The following is a 17,584-nucleotide window of genomic DNA, read 5'->3' as shown; positions in this document are numbered from 1 at the left end:
GGAGCGAGACCGGAAGGATCAGGTTGCCGGAGCGAGGCTGTCTATGAACGACGCCAGATCCACGTCGCGCTGGCTCAAGCCGTCGGCATCGTGAGTCGTGAGCGTCACCACGACCCGATTGTAGACGTTGAACCATTCGGGATGGTGATCGACCTTGTCGGCCTGGATCGCGACCCGGGTCATGAACCCGAAAGCCTCGTTGAAATCCGCGAACTTAAGCTCGCGGATAATGGCCAGCCCATCCTCGCGAAGCGACCATCCCGGCAAGCCGGCCAGCACCTCGTCCAACTTCGCACCAGATAGTCGCTCTATTGCCATTATGGTCTCCTTGGCAGTTCGCCGCCTTTCCACTATCGACTGCCTCCATGCAAGAGGCCTTTATCGTCGTCCGGGATCTCGCGTGTCGACGTGGGGACAGGCTATTGTTCCGTAATCTTTCCCTGTCGCTCAACGCGGGGCAGGCGCTGCAGGTTGCAGGCAGCAACGGCATCGGCAAATCGAGCCTGCTGCGCATCGTCGCCGGCCTTGCCCCCGCTTTTGCCGGTTCGGTCGAATCGCAAGGCACCATCGGCCTCGTCGATGAACGCCCGGCGCTCGACCCGCACCTCCCGCTCGGCAAGGCCCTGACCTTCTGGCAGGGGATCGACGGGGCGGCGGGCAACGAACTGTCGCGTTTGGGTCTTGCCGACCTGCTCGACGTGCCGGTGCGCTACCTTTCCACCGGCCAGAAGAAGCGCGCGGCGCTCTCACGCCTGATCGGGCAGAAGGCCCCGATCTGGCTGCTCGACGAACCGCTCAACGGGCTCGACGGCCATGCCGTGGAACTGACCGAGCAGCTGGCGGCGGAACACTGCGCGGCCGGCGGGATCGCCCTGATCGCATCGCACCAGCCCTTTTCCCTGCCCGGCATGGAAAAGCTGGCTCTGGCGGACTTCGCGGCATGAGCGGCCGTTTCTCCGCACTGCTGCGCCGCGACGTCGCACGCCTGCTGCTGGGCGGACGCGGGGGCGGCGCCCTGTTGCCGATCCTGTTCTTCCTGTCGGTAGCGATGCTCTATCCCTTTGCCGTGGGCCCCGATGCCCGCCTGCTCGCCCGCACCGGCGGCGGCGTGATCTGGGTCGCAGCCATGCTCGCCGCGATCCTGCCGCTGGACCGCCTGGTGGAGCCCGACATCGAGCAGGGCATGTTCGACCAGTGGGCCCTGCGCGGCATTTCCGAGGAAATGGTGATTACCGTTCGGGTGCTGGCCCACTGGCTGAGCTTCGGGCCGCCGCTCATGCTGGCTGCCCTGCCCGCCTCGGCGCTGCTGGGCATCGATGCCGAGACGCTGCGGATCGTCGAGATCGGGTTGCTGGCGGGCACACCCGGGCTTGCGGCCCTTGGCGTAACCGTGGCAGCGCTGACGGCAGGGCTGCGCGGAGGCGCGGCGCTCTCCGGACTACTGGTGATCCCGATGGCCGTGCCACTGCTGATCTTCGGCGCGGGCAGCCTGTCGCTGGGCGGCGAAAGCGGCCTTGCGCTCACCGCCGCGGCCAGCCTCGTCCTGCTGGCCATCGCGCCCTTCGCCGGTGGCGCCGCGGTGCGCGCCGCACGCGGCTGACACCCGCCGGGCCCTGCCCCCACTCCACCACTCGAGTCGATCGGGAGCCGGCGAGAGGCAGGCATCGTGCTGCGGCTGGCCATCGCCTGTGGACAACCTTGCGCAAAAACCGGGCAGAACCCCGGGATATCGGACTCATAAGGTGGGAAAAGTTGGCCGGGGCGTTGGGTGGGTCACTGGAGGGCGGCCCCGGCCAAGGTGCAGGATGAGAACGACAACCCATGACAATTGCCGCTCCTGAGGGGCTTGACGAAGCGCGTCAGCCACGTATCACTAGCTAATGATAATCATTCGCATTTGCAACCCCTCGGAGACTGCCTGATGTATCAATATGTCGACCGCCCCCTCAGCACCCTCGATGAAGGTTGCCGCTTCCTCGTCTGGTCGATGCGGGCATGGGTAACGGCCATCGCCAGCAAGCGCTGTCCCGCACAGACGCTGGCGCCGGCTTTCGCGCGCTGGCGGATGATCGGCGGCCTCCAGTCATTCCACCGCGCCATGCTGCTGTTCAACCGCGATGCGCTGGAGACTTTCGCCTTCTGCCCCCTGGCCTGCGATCATGTCTCCGAGCACGAAGCCGTGATTCTCGAACTCGTGACCTCGCTGCGCGATCGCGGACCCGGCGCGACTCGAGAGACGCTGGAACTGCTCGTGCTCGAGGAAAGCGTAGGAGACGTTCTCGAGACGCTCTCGAAGCTCGGCGCCGCGCTCGCAGTAGCCGGGATCTTTCCGCAGGAACCGGCCATCAGCCACACGCCCCGATCCTCATGAACAGGTAGCCGGCTGCCAGTCGCGCCAGAGGCGCAGGGCGCCTAGACGAAGAGCAGCCCGATCAGGGCGCCGACCTGCAGGGCGGCGATCAGGCAAAGCCGCCATGAGAACGGCTGCTTGCGGGTCTTGTGCCGGAAAGCCTTCCGGGCCGCGAAAGCGGCCGGGCTTCCGCCGAGCAGTGCCATCATCAGCAGGTCGAATTCCGGCACCCGTCGCCCGCCACGGCGAGCCCTCGCCTTGTCGAAACCGAAGCTGGCGAAGGTCACGAAGTTGATCAGCGCCAGCCACAAGGCGCCCGCCACGATCCAGTCCATGGAGTGTGAAGGCTCAGTCCAGCGGGGCGACGTCGACGGAAAAATGCATGCTCTGCTGCGCACCGCCGCGGAACGTTCCGTCCAGAGGTGCGACATCGCCATAGTCCCGTCCCATGCCGACGAAAATGTGATCGGTATCCGCCAGCAGGGCATTGGTCGGATCGAAGCCCACCCAGCCCAGATCCTCGCCGCACCACAGGTTGACCCAGGCGTGCATGGCATCGGCCCCGACCAGCCGTGCCTGCCCGGCAGGCGGGATCGTGCGCAGATAACCGCTGACATAGGCTGCCGGAATACCGTGCGCCCGCGCCGCGATGATCATGATGTGGCTGAAATCCTGGCAGACCCCGTGGCGATTGTTGAACGCCTGGATCGGCGGCGTATCGGTTGCGGTGGCCTTGGTATCGTATGCGAACTGCTGGTGGATGGTCTCCATCAGCACGCGCCCGGCTTCCATCACCGGCATCGTCTCGGTCAGGAACCCGCTGGCCCACAGTGCAATGTCGCGCTCCAGCGCGGCGATCGGCGAGGCATAGATGTATGAGGCCGGACCCAGCGGCGAAAGATCGGGCAACTTCATCGCTGTTTCGCGGATCTCGGCCAGATCGGGCCCCGGGGCCCCGGTGACGAAGAACGGCAGCGATTCCTTGTCCACCGTGAAGCGGCTCTCGATCTGCAGGTGACGGATCGGCTGCCGCAGGGTGAAACGCGATTCGTTGATGTAATAGCCGCCGTCGCTGTCAACGATCTGCGCTGGCTGGGGATCGACGCTCAGGGCGAAATCGCTCACCGCCTGCCCGGGCCAGGCGGCCGGACGCAGCCGCACGTTGAACTGCGCAAGACTGACCGGCGCCGCGTAATCCAGCGTCGTGATATGGCTGACGGAATAGCGCATTACAAAAGTCGCGTTCGCTTTTCTGCCTCGTCGCGATCGAATTGCAGGAAATAGCGCAGGGAGATGGCGTCGGAAAGCTCAAGCAGGCGTGCTTCGATGTCGGCCAGCCGCTCCGAGGTCATGTCCTGAGCCGCTGCGGCCTGAAGTTCGCCGAAAAGCGCCCGCGCCGCACGCAAGGGCGGCTCTGGCAGGTTGTCGTCGCTGACGCTGGGCAAGGCTTCGAGATGGGCGACGATTTCGGCCACCTGAAAGACGAGCGCGCGCGGATTGTCCGGATCGAGCAGGACGAGATCGCGGACAGGATTGATCATCGGCTGCGTCAGGTAGCGCGAACCGTAGATGATCTGGCTGTCGCACAAGTCCAGCAGGGCACCCAGCACCTCGCTGTCGTCCCCGTCGCGCACCAGCCAGTTGACCGTGCGACACAGCGCCTGCGCACGCTCCAGCCGCTTGCCGATCTCCAGGAAACGCCAGGCGGCGCTGCGCACCATGTTTTCCGAGACAAGGCCGGCGAGCGCGCTGAAATGCTCCGTCAGCCAGCGCACTGTCGAGAGCATGCTCTGCGGTCGGTGCATGTCGACCATCGGCATCGGCCGGCTGACGATGCGCCAGAAGTCGCGGGCAAAGCGCTCCCGCAAGGACAGCCCCACTTCCTGGCGGCGATGCAGCAGGGCAGCGGCACTGCCCGGTTCGGCAGCATCGGACAGTGCCGCTGCGCAGATGGCCGCGGCGGGCTGGCCGGACATCTTGGGGGTGATCGCTCCGCGCGCGACGAGCATTCCGATCAGCCCCTGCAGCACGTTGCCCTGCGCGGAAAGGCTGCCGTCGATCTCGACAGAGCTGTCGAGGATGGTGCGAACGATCCGCACCGTCATTTCGGCCCGTTCGTTGTAGCGACCGAACCAGAACAGGTTGTCCGCCGCCTGCGATGCAAGGATGCCGCCGCCGCGCGAAACCGGCGGTTCCTCATACAGCATGGACCGCAAATGGGCCTCCATCGGGCGGTCATCGACGATCCAGACGTCGGCGGAGAGATCGCCTGCGCCCATCAGCGTGGTCGGCAATCCGTTCGAGGACGACAGGCGTGCAAAGCCGCCGGGCATGACCGTCCAGCTGCCATCGGCGGTTCGGGCCACGAAGGCGCGCACCGTGAAGGGGCGCGGCACGATCTCGCCATCGATGACCGCTGGCGTGGTGGACAGGTGAACGATCTCCTGCCCGCAATAGTCCATCGGCCGTCGCCACAACGCCTCGAGCAGGGCCGTGCGCTGCCTGTCGCTGAGCGAGCGCCCTTCGACGGCGCGGCGCGAGGGCAGGCCCTCCACCCGCTGGCCGAAGGCCGGGAGGACCGTCAGTTCGTCCAGCCGGGCGGCAACCGCCGAACTTTCCGCCGCCTGCCCACACCACCAGGTAGCGATGTTGGGCAGCAGCGGTTCCTCGCCCAGCAGCACCCGGCACAGGCGCGGCATGAAGGCGGCAAAGGCCGGCGATTCGAGGACTTCGGCACCCGGCCAGTTGACCATTTCCACCCCGCCCGCGTCCCAGGCGTCGTAGAGATTGGCCACACCGATCTGCGACTTGGCATCGAAAGTCAGCGGGTCGAGCGAATTGGTGTTGATCCAGCGCCACACCGCATCGACGCGCTTGGGCCCGGCAATCGTGCCGACGTAGAGCCGCTGGTCGAGCACGGATAGATCGCGTCCCTCGACCAGCGGAAAGCCGAGGTAGCGGGCAAGGTGGGCCTGTTCGGCGTAAGTCTGGTTGAATCGCCCCGGCGTCAGCAGCGCGACGCGCGGATGATCCCGGTTGCAGGCCGCCGCCATGCCCTCGCGCATGTGGGCGAAGAAATCGGCCAGTCGGCGAACACGCGTCTCGACCATCAGGTTGTCGGTCGTACGCCCCATCGCCAGCCGGTTTTCGAGCGCGTAGCCAACGCCACTGGCAATGCGCACCCGGTCGTTGAGGATGCGCCACTGCCCCTTGGGACCGCGAGCGAGATCGGCGGAATAGACATGGATGAAACGGCCCTGCCGCGGGCCCATCGCCATCATCTTGCGGGCAAAGAAAGGACTTCCGGCGATGACGCCGGCAGGCAAATGCCCTTCCCTGACCAGCCGCTGCGGGCCGTAGATGTCCGCGGCCAGCTGCTCCATCAGCGTGGCGCGCTGGACGAGGCCGCGCTCGACTTTCGCCCATTCGTCGGCGGAAATGATCAGCGGCATGACGTTGAGCGGCCAGGCCCGCTCATCCTCGTCGCCGGTTACGCGAAAGGTAACGCCAAGATCCGCAGCATGTCGGGCCGCCGCATCCTGCAGGGTGGACGGATCGCCTTCCGCCTTGGCGGCCAGGCTTGCGACCACGGCCTTCCAGCGCGCGGCGACAGGCTCTGTCGCATCGCGGAACAGGTCACCGCGGGACGCCTCGGCAGGATATCCGTCAAGCCATCCGGGCGGCCTCTCCCCGGCCTCGCTGGGTGGACTAGATGACACGTGGCGGTCGCCTCAGGTCCAGCGAATAGGGGAATTCCCCCGGAGACTCCTCGGGCGGCATCGGCTGCGGCCCCGGAGAGTGGCCATGGTCCTGGAACCGCGCCTTGCGGCGGGCTTCGGCCTCGTAGCCATTGACCGGAACGCTGTCGTAATTGCGCCCCCCGGGATGGGCGACGTGATAGACGCAGCCGCCCAGCGAGCGGTCGTTCCACAAGTCGAGTATGTCGAAAGTCAGCGGCGCATGGGCGGCCATCATCGGGTGCAGGCACTCCGCTGGCGCCCATGCCTTGTAGCGCACCCCGCCCACGCCTTCGCCCGATGCGGTCATCGTCAGGGGCACGCGGCGCCCGTTGCAGGAGATCACGTGGCGACCGGGAACGAGCCCGGTGGCCTTGACCTGCAGGCGCTCGGTCGAGCTGTCGACATAGCGCACCGTCCCGCCGATGGCCCCGGTTTCGCCCAAGACGTTCCATGGCTCGAGCGCGTGGCTGATCTCCAGCGTGACGCCCCCGCCCTCGACTTCGCCGTGGACCGGGAAACGGAACATGCGCTGGGCCTCGAACCAGGCCGGATCGAAATGGTAGCCGGCCTGGGACAGATCATCGAGCACGTCGAGGAAGTCGGCCCAGACGAAATGACCCAGCATGAAGCGGTCGTGCAGCTGCGTTCCCCAGCGCACCAGCGAGCCGTCGAGCGGCTGCTTCCAGAACCACGCGGTCAGCGCCCGCAGGAGGAGCTGCTGCGCCAATGACATGCGCGCGTCCGGCGGCATCTCGAAACCGCGGAACTCGACCAGGCCCAGCCGCCCGGTAGGACCGTCGGGCGAGAACATCTTGTCGATGCATATCTCGGTGCGATGGGTGTTGCCGGTGACGTCGACCAGGAGGTTGCGGAACAGGCGATCGACCACCCAGGGCGCGGGCTGCTCCTGGTCCGGGCCGGGCACTTGCGCCAACGCGATCTCCAGCTCGTAGAGTGCATCGTGGCGCGCCTCGTCGATACGCGGAGCCTGACTGGTGGGGCCGATGAACAGGCCGGAGAACAGGTAGCTCAGCGAAGGGTGGCGCTGCCAGTAGGTGACAAAGCTCTTGAGCAGGTCCGGACGGCGGATGAAGGGGCTATCGAGCAGGCTCGGTCCGCCCAGAACGATGTGATTGCCACCACCGGTGCCGATGGAGCGGCCGTCGACCATGAACTTGTCGGCGGTCAGGCCCACTTCGCGGGCGCAGTCGTAAAGCGTCTCGGTGATCTCCACCGTTTCGCGCCACGATGCCGAAGGATGAATGTTCACCTCGATGACGCCCGGGTCGGGCGTGACCTTGAGCACCTGCAGGCGCGGGTCGGGCGGCGGCGCATATCCTTCGATGCGCACCGGCAGGCTCTTGTCCTCGGCAACGACCTCGACCGCCGCGACGAGTTCGAGATAGTCTTCCAGTCTCTCGGTCGGCGGAATGAAGACGGCAAGGTAATCCCCGCGCGGCTCCACGGTCATGGCCGTGCGCACGGCGCCGTCGATGATCTCCTGCTCGACGATCTCCTGTGCCTGCGGCCCTTCGGCAGCGGCGACGCGCTGAGCCCGCTGGCCTTCGCGGGAAGCGGGCCGGTCGCCGTCGGCAGTGCCCACTTCGCGCATGCCCTGCCCCTTGGCGACCACTTGTGCGCGGAAATCGGCCAGCGGTTCGCGCGGCTCGGCCGTGTCGCGCGGGTGGATATAAGGATAGTCCGAGGGCGGCACGAATGGCAGCGCGCCAAGCGGCAGGCGATAGCCGATCGCGGAATCGCCCGGCACGGCCGTCAGCAGGCCCTTGCGCACTTTCCAACGCTCGCTCTTCCAACGCGGAATCGACTGGTCCGCCGCATTCCAGCGCTGGACCGGCAGGACATAGCCTACCGGCTTGTGCAGGCCGCGCCGGTAAGTCCGCCTGAAGCGGCGCGCCAGTTCCTCGTCGTCTATCTTGGGTTCGAGCGGCGTGACGTTGACCGGCAGTTCCTGTTCCCGGTCGTTCCACGCGGGAATATCCTCGAAGACGGGCTGGACGAAATCGTCCTCCAGCCCCAGCCCCCGGGCAGTTTCCCGCAACAGGGTCTCCGCCGCAGAGACGTCCATCGTCGGCACCGGATCGGGATCCCCGCCCTTTTCCAGCGGCCTCTCACCGGCGATCAGCGACTGGTCCTTCCAGATCGGCACGCCGTCCTTGCGCCAGTAGATCGAAAACCCCCAGCGCGGCAGGCTTTCGCCCGGGTACCACTTGCCCTGCCCGTGGTGGAGCAGCGAACCGGGCGCGAACTTGTCACGCAGGAGGCGGATCAGCTTGTCCGCATAGGCCGCCTTGGTCGGGCCGACCGCGCCACCGTTCCATTCGTCCGCTTCGAAATCGGCAGCGGCAATGAATGTCGGCTCGCCGCCCATCGTCAGGTTGACGCCACCTGCATCGAGGTCTGCATCGACCTTGTCACCCAGTTCGAGCAGCGCGTCCCACCGTTCGTCGGTGAAAGGCCTGGTGATGCGGACCGCCTCGGCAATGCGGCTGACGTCCATCTCGAAGTGGAAATCGACTTCGGCCGGTTCGGCCATGCCCTCGATCGGGGTTGCCGAGCGATAGTGCGGGGTCGCGCAGAGCGGGATATGGCCTTCGCCCGCAAACATGCCCGAAGTCGCGTCGAGCGCGATCCACCCGGCCCCGGGTACATAAGCCTCGGCCCAGGCATGCAGGTCGGTCACGTCCTCAAGAACGCCCTTGGGCCCTTCCTTGGGTATGACATCGGCGACAAGCTGGATTGAATAGCCGGACACGAACCGCGCCGCGAAGCCCAGGCGACGCAGCAGTTGGACCAGCAGCCATGCGGAATCGCGGCACGAACCGGTGCCGACCTGCAGGGTTTCCTCCGGCGTCATGACGCCCGATTCCATGCGGATCACGTAGTTGATCCGCTCCTGCAGCTTGCGGTTGATCTCGACCAGGAAGTCGACCGTGCGGCCTTCATAGCTCGCGTGGCTGGCAACCAGTTCCTCGAACAGCGGGCCCTGCGGCTCGGTTTCGAAATAGGCGGAAAGATCCGCCTTCATCGCCTCGGAATAGGAGAAGGGATATTCTTCCGCGTCCGGCTCGACGAAGAAATCGAAGGGATTGATGACGGCCAGTTCGGCCAACAGATCGACCTCGATCGAGAAGTGATCGACCGGATCGGGAAAGACCACGCGCGCCAGCCAGTTGCCGTGCGGGTCCTGCTGCCAGTTGAGGAAATGTTCGGGCGGACTTATCTTGAGGGAATAGTTCGGCACTTGCGTGCGACTGTGCGGCGCCGGCCTCAGCCGGATCACCTGAGGGCCGAGATGCACCCGCCGCGAGTAGCGGTAGCGCGTGAGATGGTGCAGTGCCGCCTTGATCATCAGGACAACATTGCGGCAAACCATGTTGCACTGCAACGATGTTCGGTGTCCAATGGCACAGAAACGGCAGGATTTCTGGACAAGTGACGTAATTGTCCCGGAACTGTCATCGTGGCATGCTTGTGCACTGCCAGTCAGTACGGGATGAACAAGGAAAACATGCTTCAGGCAAGCGAATCGGTCGAGATTTCGGACAGCTGCGACAATTCGAAGCTGGCGACTTTGCCTGCACGTTACTTCAACCGCGAATTGAGTTGGCTGGCCTTCAACCAACGCGTCCTCGCCGAAGCAACAAACCGGAACTATCCGCTGCTCGAAAGACTGCGTTTCCTCTCGATCTCGGGCAGCAACCTCGACGAATTCCTGATGGTGCGCGTCGCCGGCATCGCCGGACAGGTCCGCCGCCAGATCGAGGAGATCTCCATCGACGGCTCCACGCCTTCACAGGCCCTGACCGCGATCCATGAGAAAGTGCTGCAGCTGGAATCGGTCCAGCAGGAAGCCTGGACCGAACTCAAGCGCCTCCTGGGCGATGCCGGCGTGCGCGTGATCGGCGACGAACGGCTCGACAAGGCGGGCGAGGCCTGGCTGACCGACTACTTCCTCGAACATATCATGGCGGTGATCACCCCGCAGGCGATCGACCCTGCGCACCCCTTCCCCTTCGTCGCCAACCAGGGGATCGGCGTCCTGTTCTCGCTGACGCGCCTTGCAGACGATTCCCCGGTGATGGAGATGGTGCTGATCCCCTCCTCCTTGCCGCGTTTCGTGCGCATTCCCGGTGAGGAAGCGGCCTGGATCTCGATCGAGGACCTGATCTGCCGCAACACCGACCAGATCTTCCCCGGCTTTGCCGTCAACGGCCACGGCGTGTTCCGCATCCTGCGCGACAGCGACATCGAGATCGAGGAAGATGCCGAGGACCTCGTGCGCTACTACCGCACGGCAATCCAGCGGCGCAGGCGCGGCCTCGTCATCGTGCTGCAACTGCAGGGCAAGTTCGATCCCGCCGCGGAAGACCTTTTGCGCAACCAGCTCGGCCTCGACCGTGCGCTGATCATGAAGACCGATGGGATCATCGGATTCTCCGGCCTTTCGGCGATCTGCGACGAAGACCGGCCCGAGCTGAAGTTCGAACCCTATTCGCCGCGCTATCCCGAACGCATTCTCGAACATGACGGCGACATCTTCGCCGCCATTCGCGAGAAGGACATCGTCATCCAGCACCCCTACGAGAGCTTCGAGGTGGTGATCGACTTCCTGCGCCAGGCTGCGGGCGACCCGGATGTCGTGGCGATCAAGCAGACGCTCTACCGTGCAGGCAAGCAGTCGGCGATCATCTCGGCGCTGATCGCCGCAGCCGAGGCAGGCAAGTCGGTCACCGCCGTCGTCGAGCTCAAGGCCCGCTTCGACGAAGAGCAGAACCTGCTCTGGGCAAGCCAGCTGGAGCGCGCCGGGGTCCAGGTGATCTACGGCTTCGTCGACTGGAAGACCCACGCCAAGGTCTCGATGGTCGTGCGCCGCGAAGGCGAAGGCCACCGCACCTACTGCCACTTCGGCACCGGCAACTACCACCCGATCACCGCGCGCATCTATACCGACCTGTCCTACTTCACCGCCGATCCGGCTGCAGGACGCGATGCGGTGCGCCTGTTCAACTTCATCACCGGCTACGTCGAGCCCAAGAGCACCGAGGTGCTTGCGATATCGCCGATCTCGCTGCGCCCGAAACTCTACGAATGCATCGACGCCGAGATCGCCAATGCCGCTGCGGGCAAACCGGCCGCGATCTGGGCGAAGATGAACTCGCTGACCGATCCCGAACTGATCGACCGGCTCTACGATGCCAGCCAGGCCGGAGTGGAGATCATGCTGGTCGTGCGCGGTATCTGCTGCCTTCGTCCCGGCATTCCCGGCCTGTCAGAGCACATCACCGTCAAGTCGGTAATCGGCCGCTTTCTCGAGCATGTGCGGATCTGGGCCTTCGCCAATGGCGCGGAACTGCCCAATCGCAAGGCCCATGTCTTCATCACGTCCGCCGACGCCATGAGCCGCAATCTGGACCGCCGCGTCGAAGTCATGGTGCCGATGCGCAACAAGACCGTCCATGATCAGGTGCTGGACCAGGTCATGCTGGCCAATCTGCTCGATACCGAGCAAAGCTGGATGCTGGCGCCCGACGGGCATTATGAGAGGGTCGGTGAAAGCGACAACCCCTTCAATCTTCACCGCTATTTCATGACCAATCCGTCGCTGTCGGGGCGCGGCGCATCAATTGCCAGTGGACGAAAAGTACCAAAGCTCTCGCTTAGACGCGGTAATATCTGACATAGGTGCCCCTGAACCCGGGGCCATGCGATTCGTCCAGTCAGAATGAACAGCATCAGCCACACGAGCGAGAAACGCGCGATCATCGACATCGGGTCGAATACCGTGCGTCTGGTCGTCTACAACGGCCCGGCGCGCGCACCCGTCGTGATTCTCAACGAAAAGGTCAACGCCCGTCTCGGCAAGGACATGGGCAGGACCGGCGCGATCTCCGAAAAGTCGATGCGAACGGCGCTTTCGGCGCTGGCCCGCTTTGCCGAACTGCTCCGCCTGATGCAGGTCGACAATATCGAATGCGTGGCCACGGCAGCGGCGCGCGATGCCTCCAACGGGCCGGAATTCCTGGCTGAAGTGCAAAGCTATGGCCTCTCCCCGCGCCTGCTTTCGGGCGACGAGGAAGCGCGCACGAGTGCGACCGGCGTGATCGCGGCCTTCCCCGGAGCGAAAGGCATCGCGGCTGACCTTGGCGGCGGCAGTCTTGAACTGGTGGAGATGGACGGCGAGGTCATGCCCGGTGGCATCACCCTGCCCTTCGGCACCCTGCGCCTGCCCGACTTGCGCGCTGCAGGGCCGGATAGTTTTGCCGATACCGTGCGTCATGCCTTGGCCGAGCGGGACTGGAAGCGGGGCAAGGACCTGCCGCTTTACATCGTCGGCGGCTCCTGGCGCGCACTGGCCCTGCAGGCGATGCGCGAGATCGACTGGCCGCTGGACGATCCCCACGATTTCGAGATCTCGGCACAGGAAGCGCTCAAGCTGTGCCGCAAGTTCGAAAAGGGCAAACTCGAGAAAGCCGACCCGCGCATAACCAATTCGCGCATGGCGACCCTCCCCGATGCGGCAGCCCTGCTGGCCCAGCTCATCGACGAAACCGCGCCCTCGCGCCTGATCTTCTCGTCGTGGGGCCTGCGCGAGGGCCTGTTGTTCCAGCACCTGCCGGACAATGTGAAGGCAGAGGACCCGATGCTGGCAAGCGTCAGCGGCTTTGCCCGCACCGCCTTCGCCTCGCCCAAGGCTGCCGCGGCCGTCACCGATTGGACCGCGCAGGTCTGCGAGGATGCCCCCGGCGAAGGCAACTTGCGCAAGGCATCCACCCTGCTCGCGCTGGCAGCCATGCGCACCGAGCCCAACATGCGCACCGAAGAGGCCATGACCTGGGCCCTGCGCAAACGCTGGATCGGCCTAGACAAGCGCGGTCGCGCGATGATGGCGATGACCGTGTTCGCCAATTCGGGCCTGACCGAAGTCCCCGAACAGTTCTGCAAGCTTGCCGACCGCGCCGACCTCGACCGCGGCATCACCTGGGGCCTTGCGGTGCGCCTGTGCCGCCGCCTCACCGGCTGTACGCCACTGGCGCTTGAACACAGCTCGCTCACCCTCGAAAACGGCCGCCTCGTTCTCTCGCTCGATGAAACGGTGCGGGCGCTCTACAGCGCCGGGATCGGCAAGGATCTGCGCGCACTGGCCGAGTGGCTCAAGCTGGAATGGCGCGTCATGGTCTCCGGCCGCAACGAAACGCAGGCGCTCGCCGCCAGCTGAGATTCCGACAGGTCAGGTCAGGTCGCGACCGGTACCGGCCGCACCCTCAGTGTACCAGCGTCCGGCTCTCGGCGATCATGCTGATGCCGCGCTTGCCCTCGCGACGGTCGAGCTGGACGACGATGTCGATCACCGATGCCGCGTATTCCAGTGTCTCGGCGCGGGTCAGGCCGATGCCGGTCTGCATCGACATCAGCGCGATCTGTTCTAGCGCGCCGCGCGGCGAATTGGCGTGGACGGTCGAGAACGAACCGGGGTGGCCGGTATTGATCGCGCGCAGGAAGCTCACTGTCTCGTTGCCGCGCAATTCGCCCAGGACGATGCGGTCCGGGCGCAGGCGCAGCGCGGCCTGCAGCAGGTCGTTGGCCGAAACCTTGGCCTCGCCCAATTCGCCCTTCACGGCGATCAGGCCAACGCCGTTCGCGCCCGGCAGGCGCAGTTCGGCGGTATCCTCGACGAGAACGACGCGCTCATGCGCCGGAATCTCGGACAGCATGGCGTTGAGGAAGGTCGTCTTGCCGGTCGAGGTGCCGCCCGAAATCAGGATCGTGCGGCGGCGGCGGATCGCTTCGCGCAGGAAGGAAATCGGCTCTGCCAGCGGATCGGGCATCGCTTCTTCGACAGGGGCAGGGATCGGGCCGCGATCGTAGGCATCGAGCGGCAGTTCCAGCAGGCGATGGCGGCGGATCGCCAGCGCCCAGTTGGCGCGCGTCGCAGGCGGGCCGACCAACTGGATACGCGCGCCGCTCTGCCCGCCATAGGCCGGCAGCGTTGCCGAAAGCAGCGGGTGCTCGCGATTGATGCCCTGATGGCTGATGCGGGCCACCTGCTCGGCAAGGCGCTGCAGCAGGCGACTGTCCATTTCCGGCAGGGCAATGCGCTGCATACCGGGATGTGCGGCATCTTCCACCCAGACTTCGCCGGGGCGGTTGACGAGGATTTCGGTCACCGTCTCACGGTCGAGCCAGGGGCGCAGCGGCGCCAGGTAGGCGTCGAGATAGACGCTGCGCGGCAGCTGCGGATCGAGTTCGGCTTCGAACTCAGACACGGGCGCCGCGCGGTCCGGCTGCAGGGGAAGAACGTCTGCCATGTGGGATCACTGGACCTCGCTGAAGTCCAGGTCCTTGGCGGTAAAGACGCGGATCGGCTCGCCCTGGCGTACGCGGATCGTCGGGCCGATCGTCGAGCCGGACTGCACCGCGCTGGCCGCGGCGGACTGGCCGCCGGAGATCACGACGCCGGTTCCGCCCGAAGCGATCGTCGTCAGGCCGCCGACGACCGAGAGCAGCATCGCCGAACCGAAGCGTTCGAAGAAGTGGCTGTTGACCTTGCCGGGCAGACCGGTTTCACCGCCGAAGGAAATCGCGGGCGAACCCAGGTTCACGGAGACGCCATCGGGACGGATAAGGCGGCTCCAGATCACGTAGGCGCGCTTCTGGCCTGCAGACAACCCACTCTTGTACTGGCCGATCAGGCGCGAGGAACGGGGCACGAGGACATGCTTGCCATCGAAGCTGCGCACGTCGGTGGAGACGATGGCGCGGACGTAGCCGGGCACATCGGTATCGATGGCGGTTTCCAGCACTGCCGGGATCAGGGTGCCCTGCGTGACCGTGGTCGAGGGATCGAACGAGCGCGCGGCGGCTGCCGTCGTGCCCGTACCGCCGACGCGGGCGGCGAAATCGTCGTTGGCATTGCCGGTACCCTTGCCGTCTGCCGGTCCGGCAACCGGCGCCGCGGCGACGGAGCCGCTCGAATCGAAGACGACGGTCGGGCTGGCGAAGGGATTGGATGCCGTGGCAGCGCCCGGGTTGGCAGCGGGCGGCGCGGCCAGCACGGGCTGCGGCTCCGGGGCGGGTTGCGGCGCGGGCATCGCCGGGGCCGGCCTTTGCGCGACCTGTGCCGGGGTCGGTACCGGAACCTCGTTTGGATTGGCCGCCGGGGCCGGCGCCTGCTGGGGGGCGCCGTTACGGGCCGCGTCCATGGTCCACAGCGTCACACCACCCAGCGCCGCTACGATCAGAACACCCGCAGCCAGGCCAAGGCCGTCGCCCTTCTTGCGCTGGCTGACCTGCGGCAAGACGTTGCGGGTCGCGAGGTCGATGACCTGTGCGCCCTCGCCTTCGCGCGGATCGTCCTGGGCTGCATTGTCGAAGCGTTCGCGCAGGGAAGAATTGGGCGCCATGTCTCAGTTCCCCTTCGAAGAGGCCGGGGTCGAGCCGGCATCGGGCGTGTTCGCGACCACCGCCGCGCTGGTGCGGACTTCTCCGCTGCGTTCCAGCTCGGCCGTGGCCTTGCCTGAGCGCAGGATTATCAGGTTGGGCACTTCGGCCAGGACGATCGTCGACCCGCGCACGGCGTAGTTGACCGGACCTTCATCGCCCTTTTCGTTCTTGATGAGAATGGCCGGAACCGGCGTGCGCTCGGGCCAGAGCAGATAGGTCTGCTCGCCATCGTCGTAGATCCGCGTCGGCTGCAGCTTGGCCGAGCCGGTGCGCTTCCACGAGAAGTTCAGGGCCGCCGGATCGGCCGGCAGCGCCATCGGATCGGCCTCGGCCAGCGCGCGTTCGGCGGGCTGCAGACCCTCGAGCCCCTCGCCGCCGGGCACCGGCGCATCCTGCGGCTCGTCCTTGTAGGTGAAGCGCAGCATGTAGAGCGGCTTCGAGCGGGCCGTCGCGACGAGGTCGAAGAAATAGGTGTGGCGATTGGTCACCACGGTCATGTTGGTGCGCGCGCTGGCCTCCAGCGGCTTCACGAAGAGCAGGTCGGCGCGCTTGTTCGGCGTGATCTGCCACTTCTGCGAATCCCCGACCGCGACGTTCTCGATCGCCTCGTTCTTGCCGAAAGCGATCGTCGCCTGCACCCCGGCCTTGCCATCGATGCGCACGACTTCGTTCTCGTCATAGGGATGATCGACCAGCCGCGAATCCTCGGCCACGGCCGGAGTGGCGACGGCCAGCAGGACCGGCGCGAGCGCTGCGGGGGCCAACAGTGCGGAGGCGAAGCCCCATGCCTTGTGGCGGATCATCGAATCTTCTCCTTTGCCGGCATCCGGCCGGTATCGTTTGATGCGCTGCGAAAGCGGCTGCCGATGCCGCGCGCCCGCGCGTCCCTGCTCGGGCCGAGCGGCTCGACGCCGCCGCCCGTCACTTGCGTCACGACAGTGCGGCGATCGCCCGCCCGGCCCACTTCGGAGCCACCGCCGTGCGCAGATTCGTGCATGGCCGCAGCGCTTGCGGCGGAAACCGCCGGGGTGCGGCTCTGGGCCGGCAGCAGCGGCGCAACAGGTGCAACCGCAGCATAAGTCGGCGCAGCGGCATATCCGGCGTCGCCCCGCGACTTGCCCGAACTGCCCGCTCCGGAAAGACCGAAGACATTCCAGCCGGAAACCAGAGTCCCGGCGACCTTGAGCACCATGCCCATGAGCGCCATATGCACGGCGGCGACGAGGAACAGCGCCATCGCCGCCCGACCGTCGATCTCGCCCAGCTGCGCGCCCTGCACCAGCTTTGCGACGATTGGCACCAGCAGTTCGAGCGAAATGCCCCCGCCCAGCACGACGAAGAGAGGCGTGACCGCGGTCAGCACGACCCCGCGCAGCCAGCCCGCCGTCAATCCGCGGGTGCCGCCGAACAGCGCCATGACAACGAAGATCGGGCCCAGCGCCAGCAGCACCGCAAGGGCGATGCGCGCGGTCAGCAGGATACCGACGGTACCGAGCAACAGGATCAGCGCGCCCAGCCACATCACGCTGGTAGGGGTGAACATGCCCCCCTGCGCGGCAGCCTGCGCCTGCGCGCCGCCGTCACCGCCAGCACCGTTGCTGGCGTTCTGCGAAGCCTCGCCGATGGCCTGGAAGACGATGTCGATGCGGTCGCCGAAGATCTGCGTCGCCGAACCCTTGGCGCCCATCAGGATCGAGGCGATCCAGTCGGGCCCGCCGATGGCGAGGTTCCACACGACGTTCTGGTAGGCGATCCAGCTCGTAGCGAAAGTCAGCACGAGACCGAGCGTGAGCATCCGCGGGGTCAGCGCCGAAATGCCGAGCGTGGAACGGCCGGTGATCAGCGAGAAGGCGAAGAAGGCGATGTAGAGCGTGAGGAGGATCGTCAGCACCGGCGCCAGCGCGCCGTCCGCGCCGAACAGGCGGGCGAAGGCCGAGGAAATCGTCTCGCCGGCCATGCAGTCGACCGCGCGCAGCGCCGGTGCGACGCCCGCCGAGGCCATTTCCGCGAGTTGCTGACAGGTGCCGCTCAT

Annotated in this window: 14 protein-coding genes; 5 read left to right on the top strand and 9 right to left on the bottom strand. The window is 66.1% G+C overall.

The window, feature by feature from the left end; translation table 11 throughout:
* Positions 1–18: 18 nt before the first annotated feature.
* Positions 19–351 (bottom strand): 4a-hydroxytetrahydrobiopterin dehydratase, encoded by a 333-nt coding sequence (locus tag B5483_RS15490; protein ID WP_255352244.1) that lies wholly within the window; start codon positions 349–351, stop codon positions 19–21.
* Between the two features lie 14 nt (positions 352–365).
* Between B5483_RS15490 and ccmA the strand changes: the two genes are divergently transcribed.
* From ccmA to B5483_RS15475, 3 genes are all read left to right on the top strand, one after another.
* Positions 366–944 carry a heme ABC exporter ATP-binding protein CcmA gene (gene ccmA / locus B5483_RS15485; protein WP_079731073.1) on the top strand — a complete coding sequence of 193 codons (579 nt, stop codon included), beginning with the start codon at positions 366–368 and terminating at the stop codon, positions 942–944.
* Positions 941–1,600, top strand: a complete 660-nt coding sequence (locus B5483_RS15480; RefSeq protein ID WP_079731072.1) for a heme exporter protein CcmB — start codon at positions 941–943, stop codon at positions 1,598–1,600. The genes ccmA and B5483_RS15480 overlap by 4 nt, the downstream gene beginning before the upstream one ends.
* 321 nt (positions 1,601–1,921) lie before the next feature.
* Positions 1,922–2,371 carry a hypothetical protein gene (locus B5483_RS15475; protein WP_079731071.1) on the top strand — a complete coding sequence of 150 codons (450 nt, stop codon included), beginning with the start codon at positions 1,922–1,924 and terminating at the stop codon, positions 2,369–2,371.
* Positions 2,372–2,412: 41 nt separating this feature from the next.
* On the opposite strand, the gene B5483_RS15470 is transcribed toward B5483_RS15475, so the two are convergent.
* Genes B5483_RS15470 through B5483_RS15455 form a run of 4 tightly spaced genes read right to left on the bottom strand, consistent with a single transcriptional unit; the run spans position 2,413 to position 9,460 of the window.
* Entirely contained in the window at positions 2,413–2,685 is a 273-nt protein-coding gene (locus B5483_RS15470; RefSeq protein WP_079731070.1) for a DUF1294 domain-containing protein, read from the bottom strand.
* A 13-nt stretch (positions 2,686–2,698) separates the two neighbouring features.
* On the bottom strand, positions 2,699–3,580 hold the full coding sequence (locus tag B5483_RS15465) for a transglutaminase family protein (RefSeq protein WP_054944236.1): 882 nt from the start codon (positions 3,578–3,580) through the stop codon (positions 2,699–2,701).
* The gene (locus tag B5483_RS15460) at positions 3,580–6,069 is read right to left on the bottom strand and encodes a circularly permuted type 2 ATP-grasp protein (protein ID WP_079731069.1); all 2,490 of its coding nucleotides are present in this window, start codon (positions 6,067–6,069) and stop codon (positions 3,580–3,582) included. Before B5483_RS15460 ends, B5483_RS15465 begins: the two co-directional genes overlap by 1 nt.
* Positions 6,059–9,460: a transglutaminase family protein gene (locus B5483_RS15455; RefSeq protein ID WP_079731176.1), complete on the bottom strand. Its 3,402-nt coding sequence runs from the start codon at positions 9,458–9,460 to the stop codon at positions 6,059–6,061. The genes B5483_RS15460 and B5483_RS15455 overlap by 11 nt, the downstream gene beginning before the upstream one ends.
* A gap of 144 nt (positions 9,461–9,604) precedes the next feature.
* Here B5483_RS15455 and B5483_RS15450 point away from each other — a divergent pair, with 144 nt between their 5' ends.
* Both B5483_RS15450 and B5483_RS15445 read left to right on the top strand, forming a co-directional pair.
* Positions 9,605–11,788 carry an RNA degradosome polyphosphate kinase gene (locus tag B5483_RS15450; RefSeq protein WP_079731068.1) on the top strand — a complete coding sequence of 728 codons (2,184 nt, stop codon included), beginning with the start codon at positions 9,605–9,607 and terminating at the stop codon, positions 11,786–11,788.
* A gap of 45 nt (positions 11,789–11,833) precedes the next feature.
* Entirely contained in the window at positions 11,834–13,327 is a 1,494-nt protein-coding gene (locus B5483_RS15445; protein WP_054944233.1) for a Ppx/GppA family phosphatase, read from the top strand.
* A gap of 46 nt (positions 13,328–13,373) precedes the next feature.
* On the opposite strand, the gene virB11 is transcribed toward B5483_RS15445, so the two are convergent.
* Genes virB11 through B5483_RS15425 form a run of 4 tightly spaced genes read right to left on the bottom strand, consistent with a single transcriptional unit; the run spans position 13,374 to position 17,584 of the window.
* The gene (virB11, locus tag B5483_RS15440) at positions 13,374–14,417 is read right to left on the bottom strand and encodes a P-type DNA transfer ATPase VirB11 (RefSeq protein WP_079731067.1); all 1,044 of its coding nucleotides are present in this window, start codon (positions 14,415–14,417) and stop codon (positions 13,374–13,376) included.
* Positions 14,418–14,423: 6 nt separating this feature from the next.
* Positions 14,424–15,512, bottom strand: coding sequence for a TrbI/VirB10 family protein (locus B5483_RS15435; protein WP_054944231.1), 1,089 nt, complete (start codon positions 15,510–15,512; stop codon positions 14,424–14,426).
* A gap of 3 nt (positions 15,513–15,515) precedes the next feature.
* Positions 15,516–16,355: a TrbG/VirB9 family P-type conjugative transfer protein gene (locus B5483_RS15430; protein ID WP_079731066.1), complete on the bottom strand. Its 840-nt coding sequence runs from the start codon at positions 16,353–16,355 to the stop codon at positions 15,516–15,518.
* Positions 16,352–17,584: a TrbL/VirB6 family protein gene (locus B5483_RS15425; protein WP_079731065.1), complete on the bottom strand. Its 1,233-nt coding sequence runs from the start codon at positions 17,582–17,584 to the stop codon at positions 16,352–16,354. Before B5483_RS15425 ends, B5483_RS15430 begins: the two co-directional genes overlap by 4 nt.

This window comes from Novosphingobium mathurense, assembly GCF_900168325.1.
Taxonomy (GTDB): Bacteria; Pseudomonadota; Alphaproteobacteria; order Sphingomonadales; family Sphingomonadaceae; genus Novosphingobium; species Novosphingobium mathurense.
The sequence above is the reverse complement of the archived record's forward strand: the minus strand, read 5'-3'. Positions and strand labels throughout refer to the sequence as shown.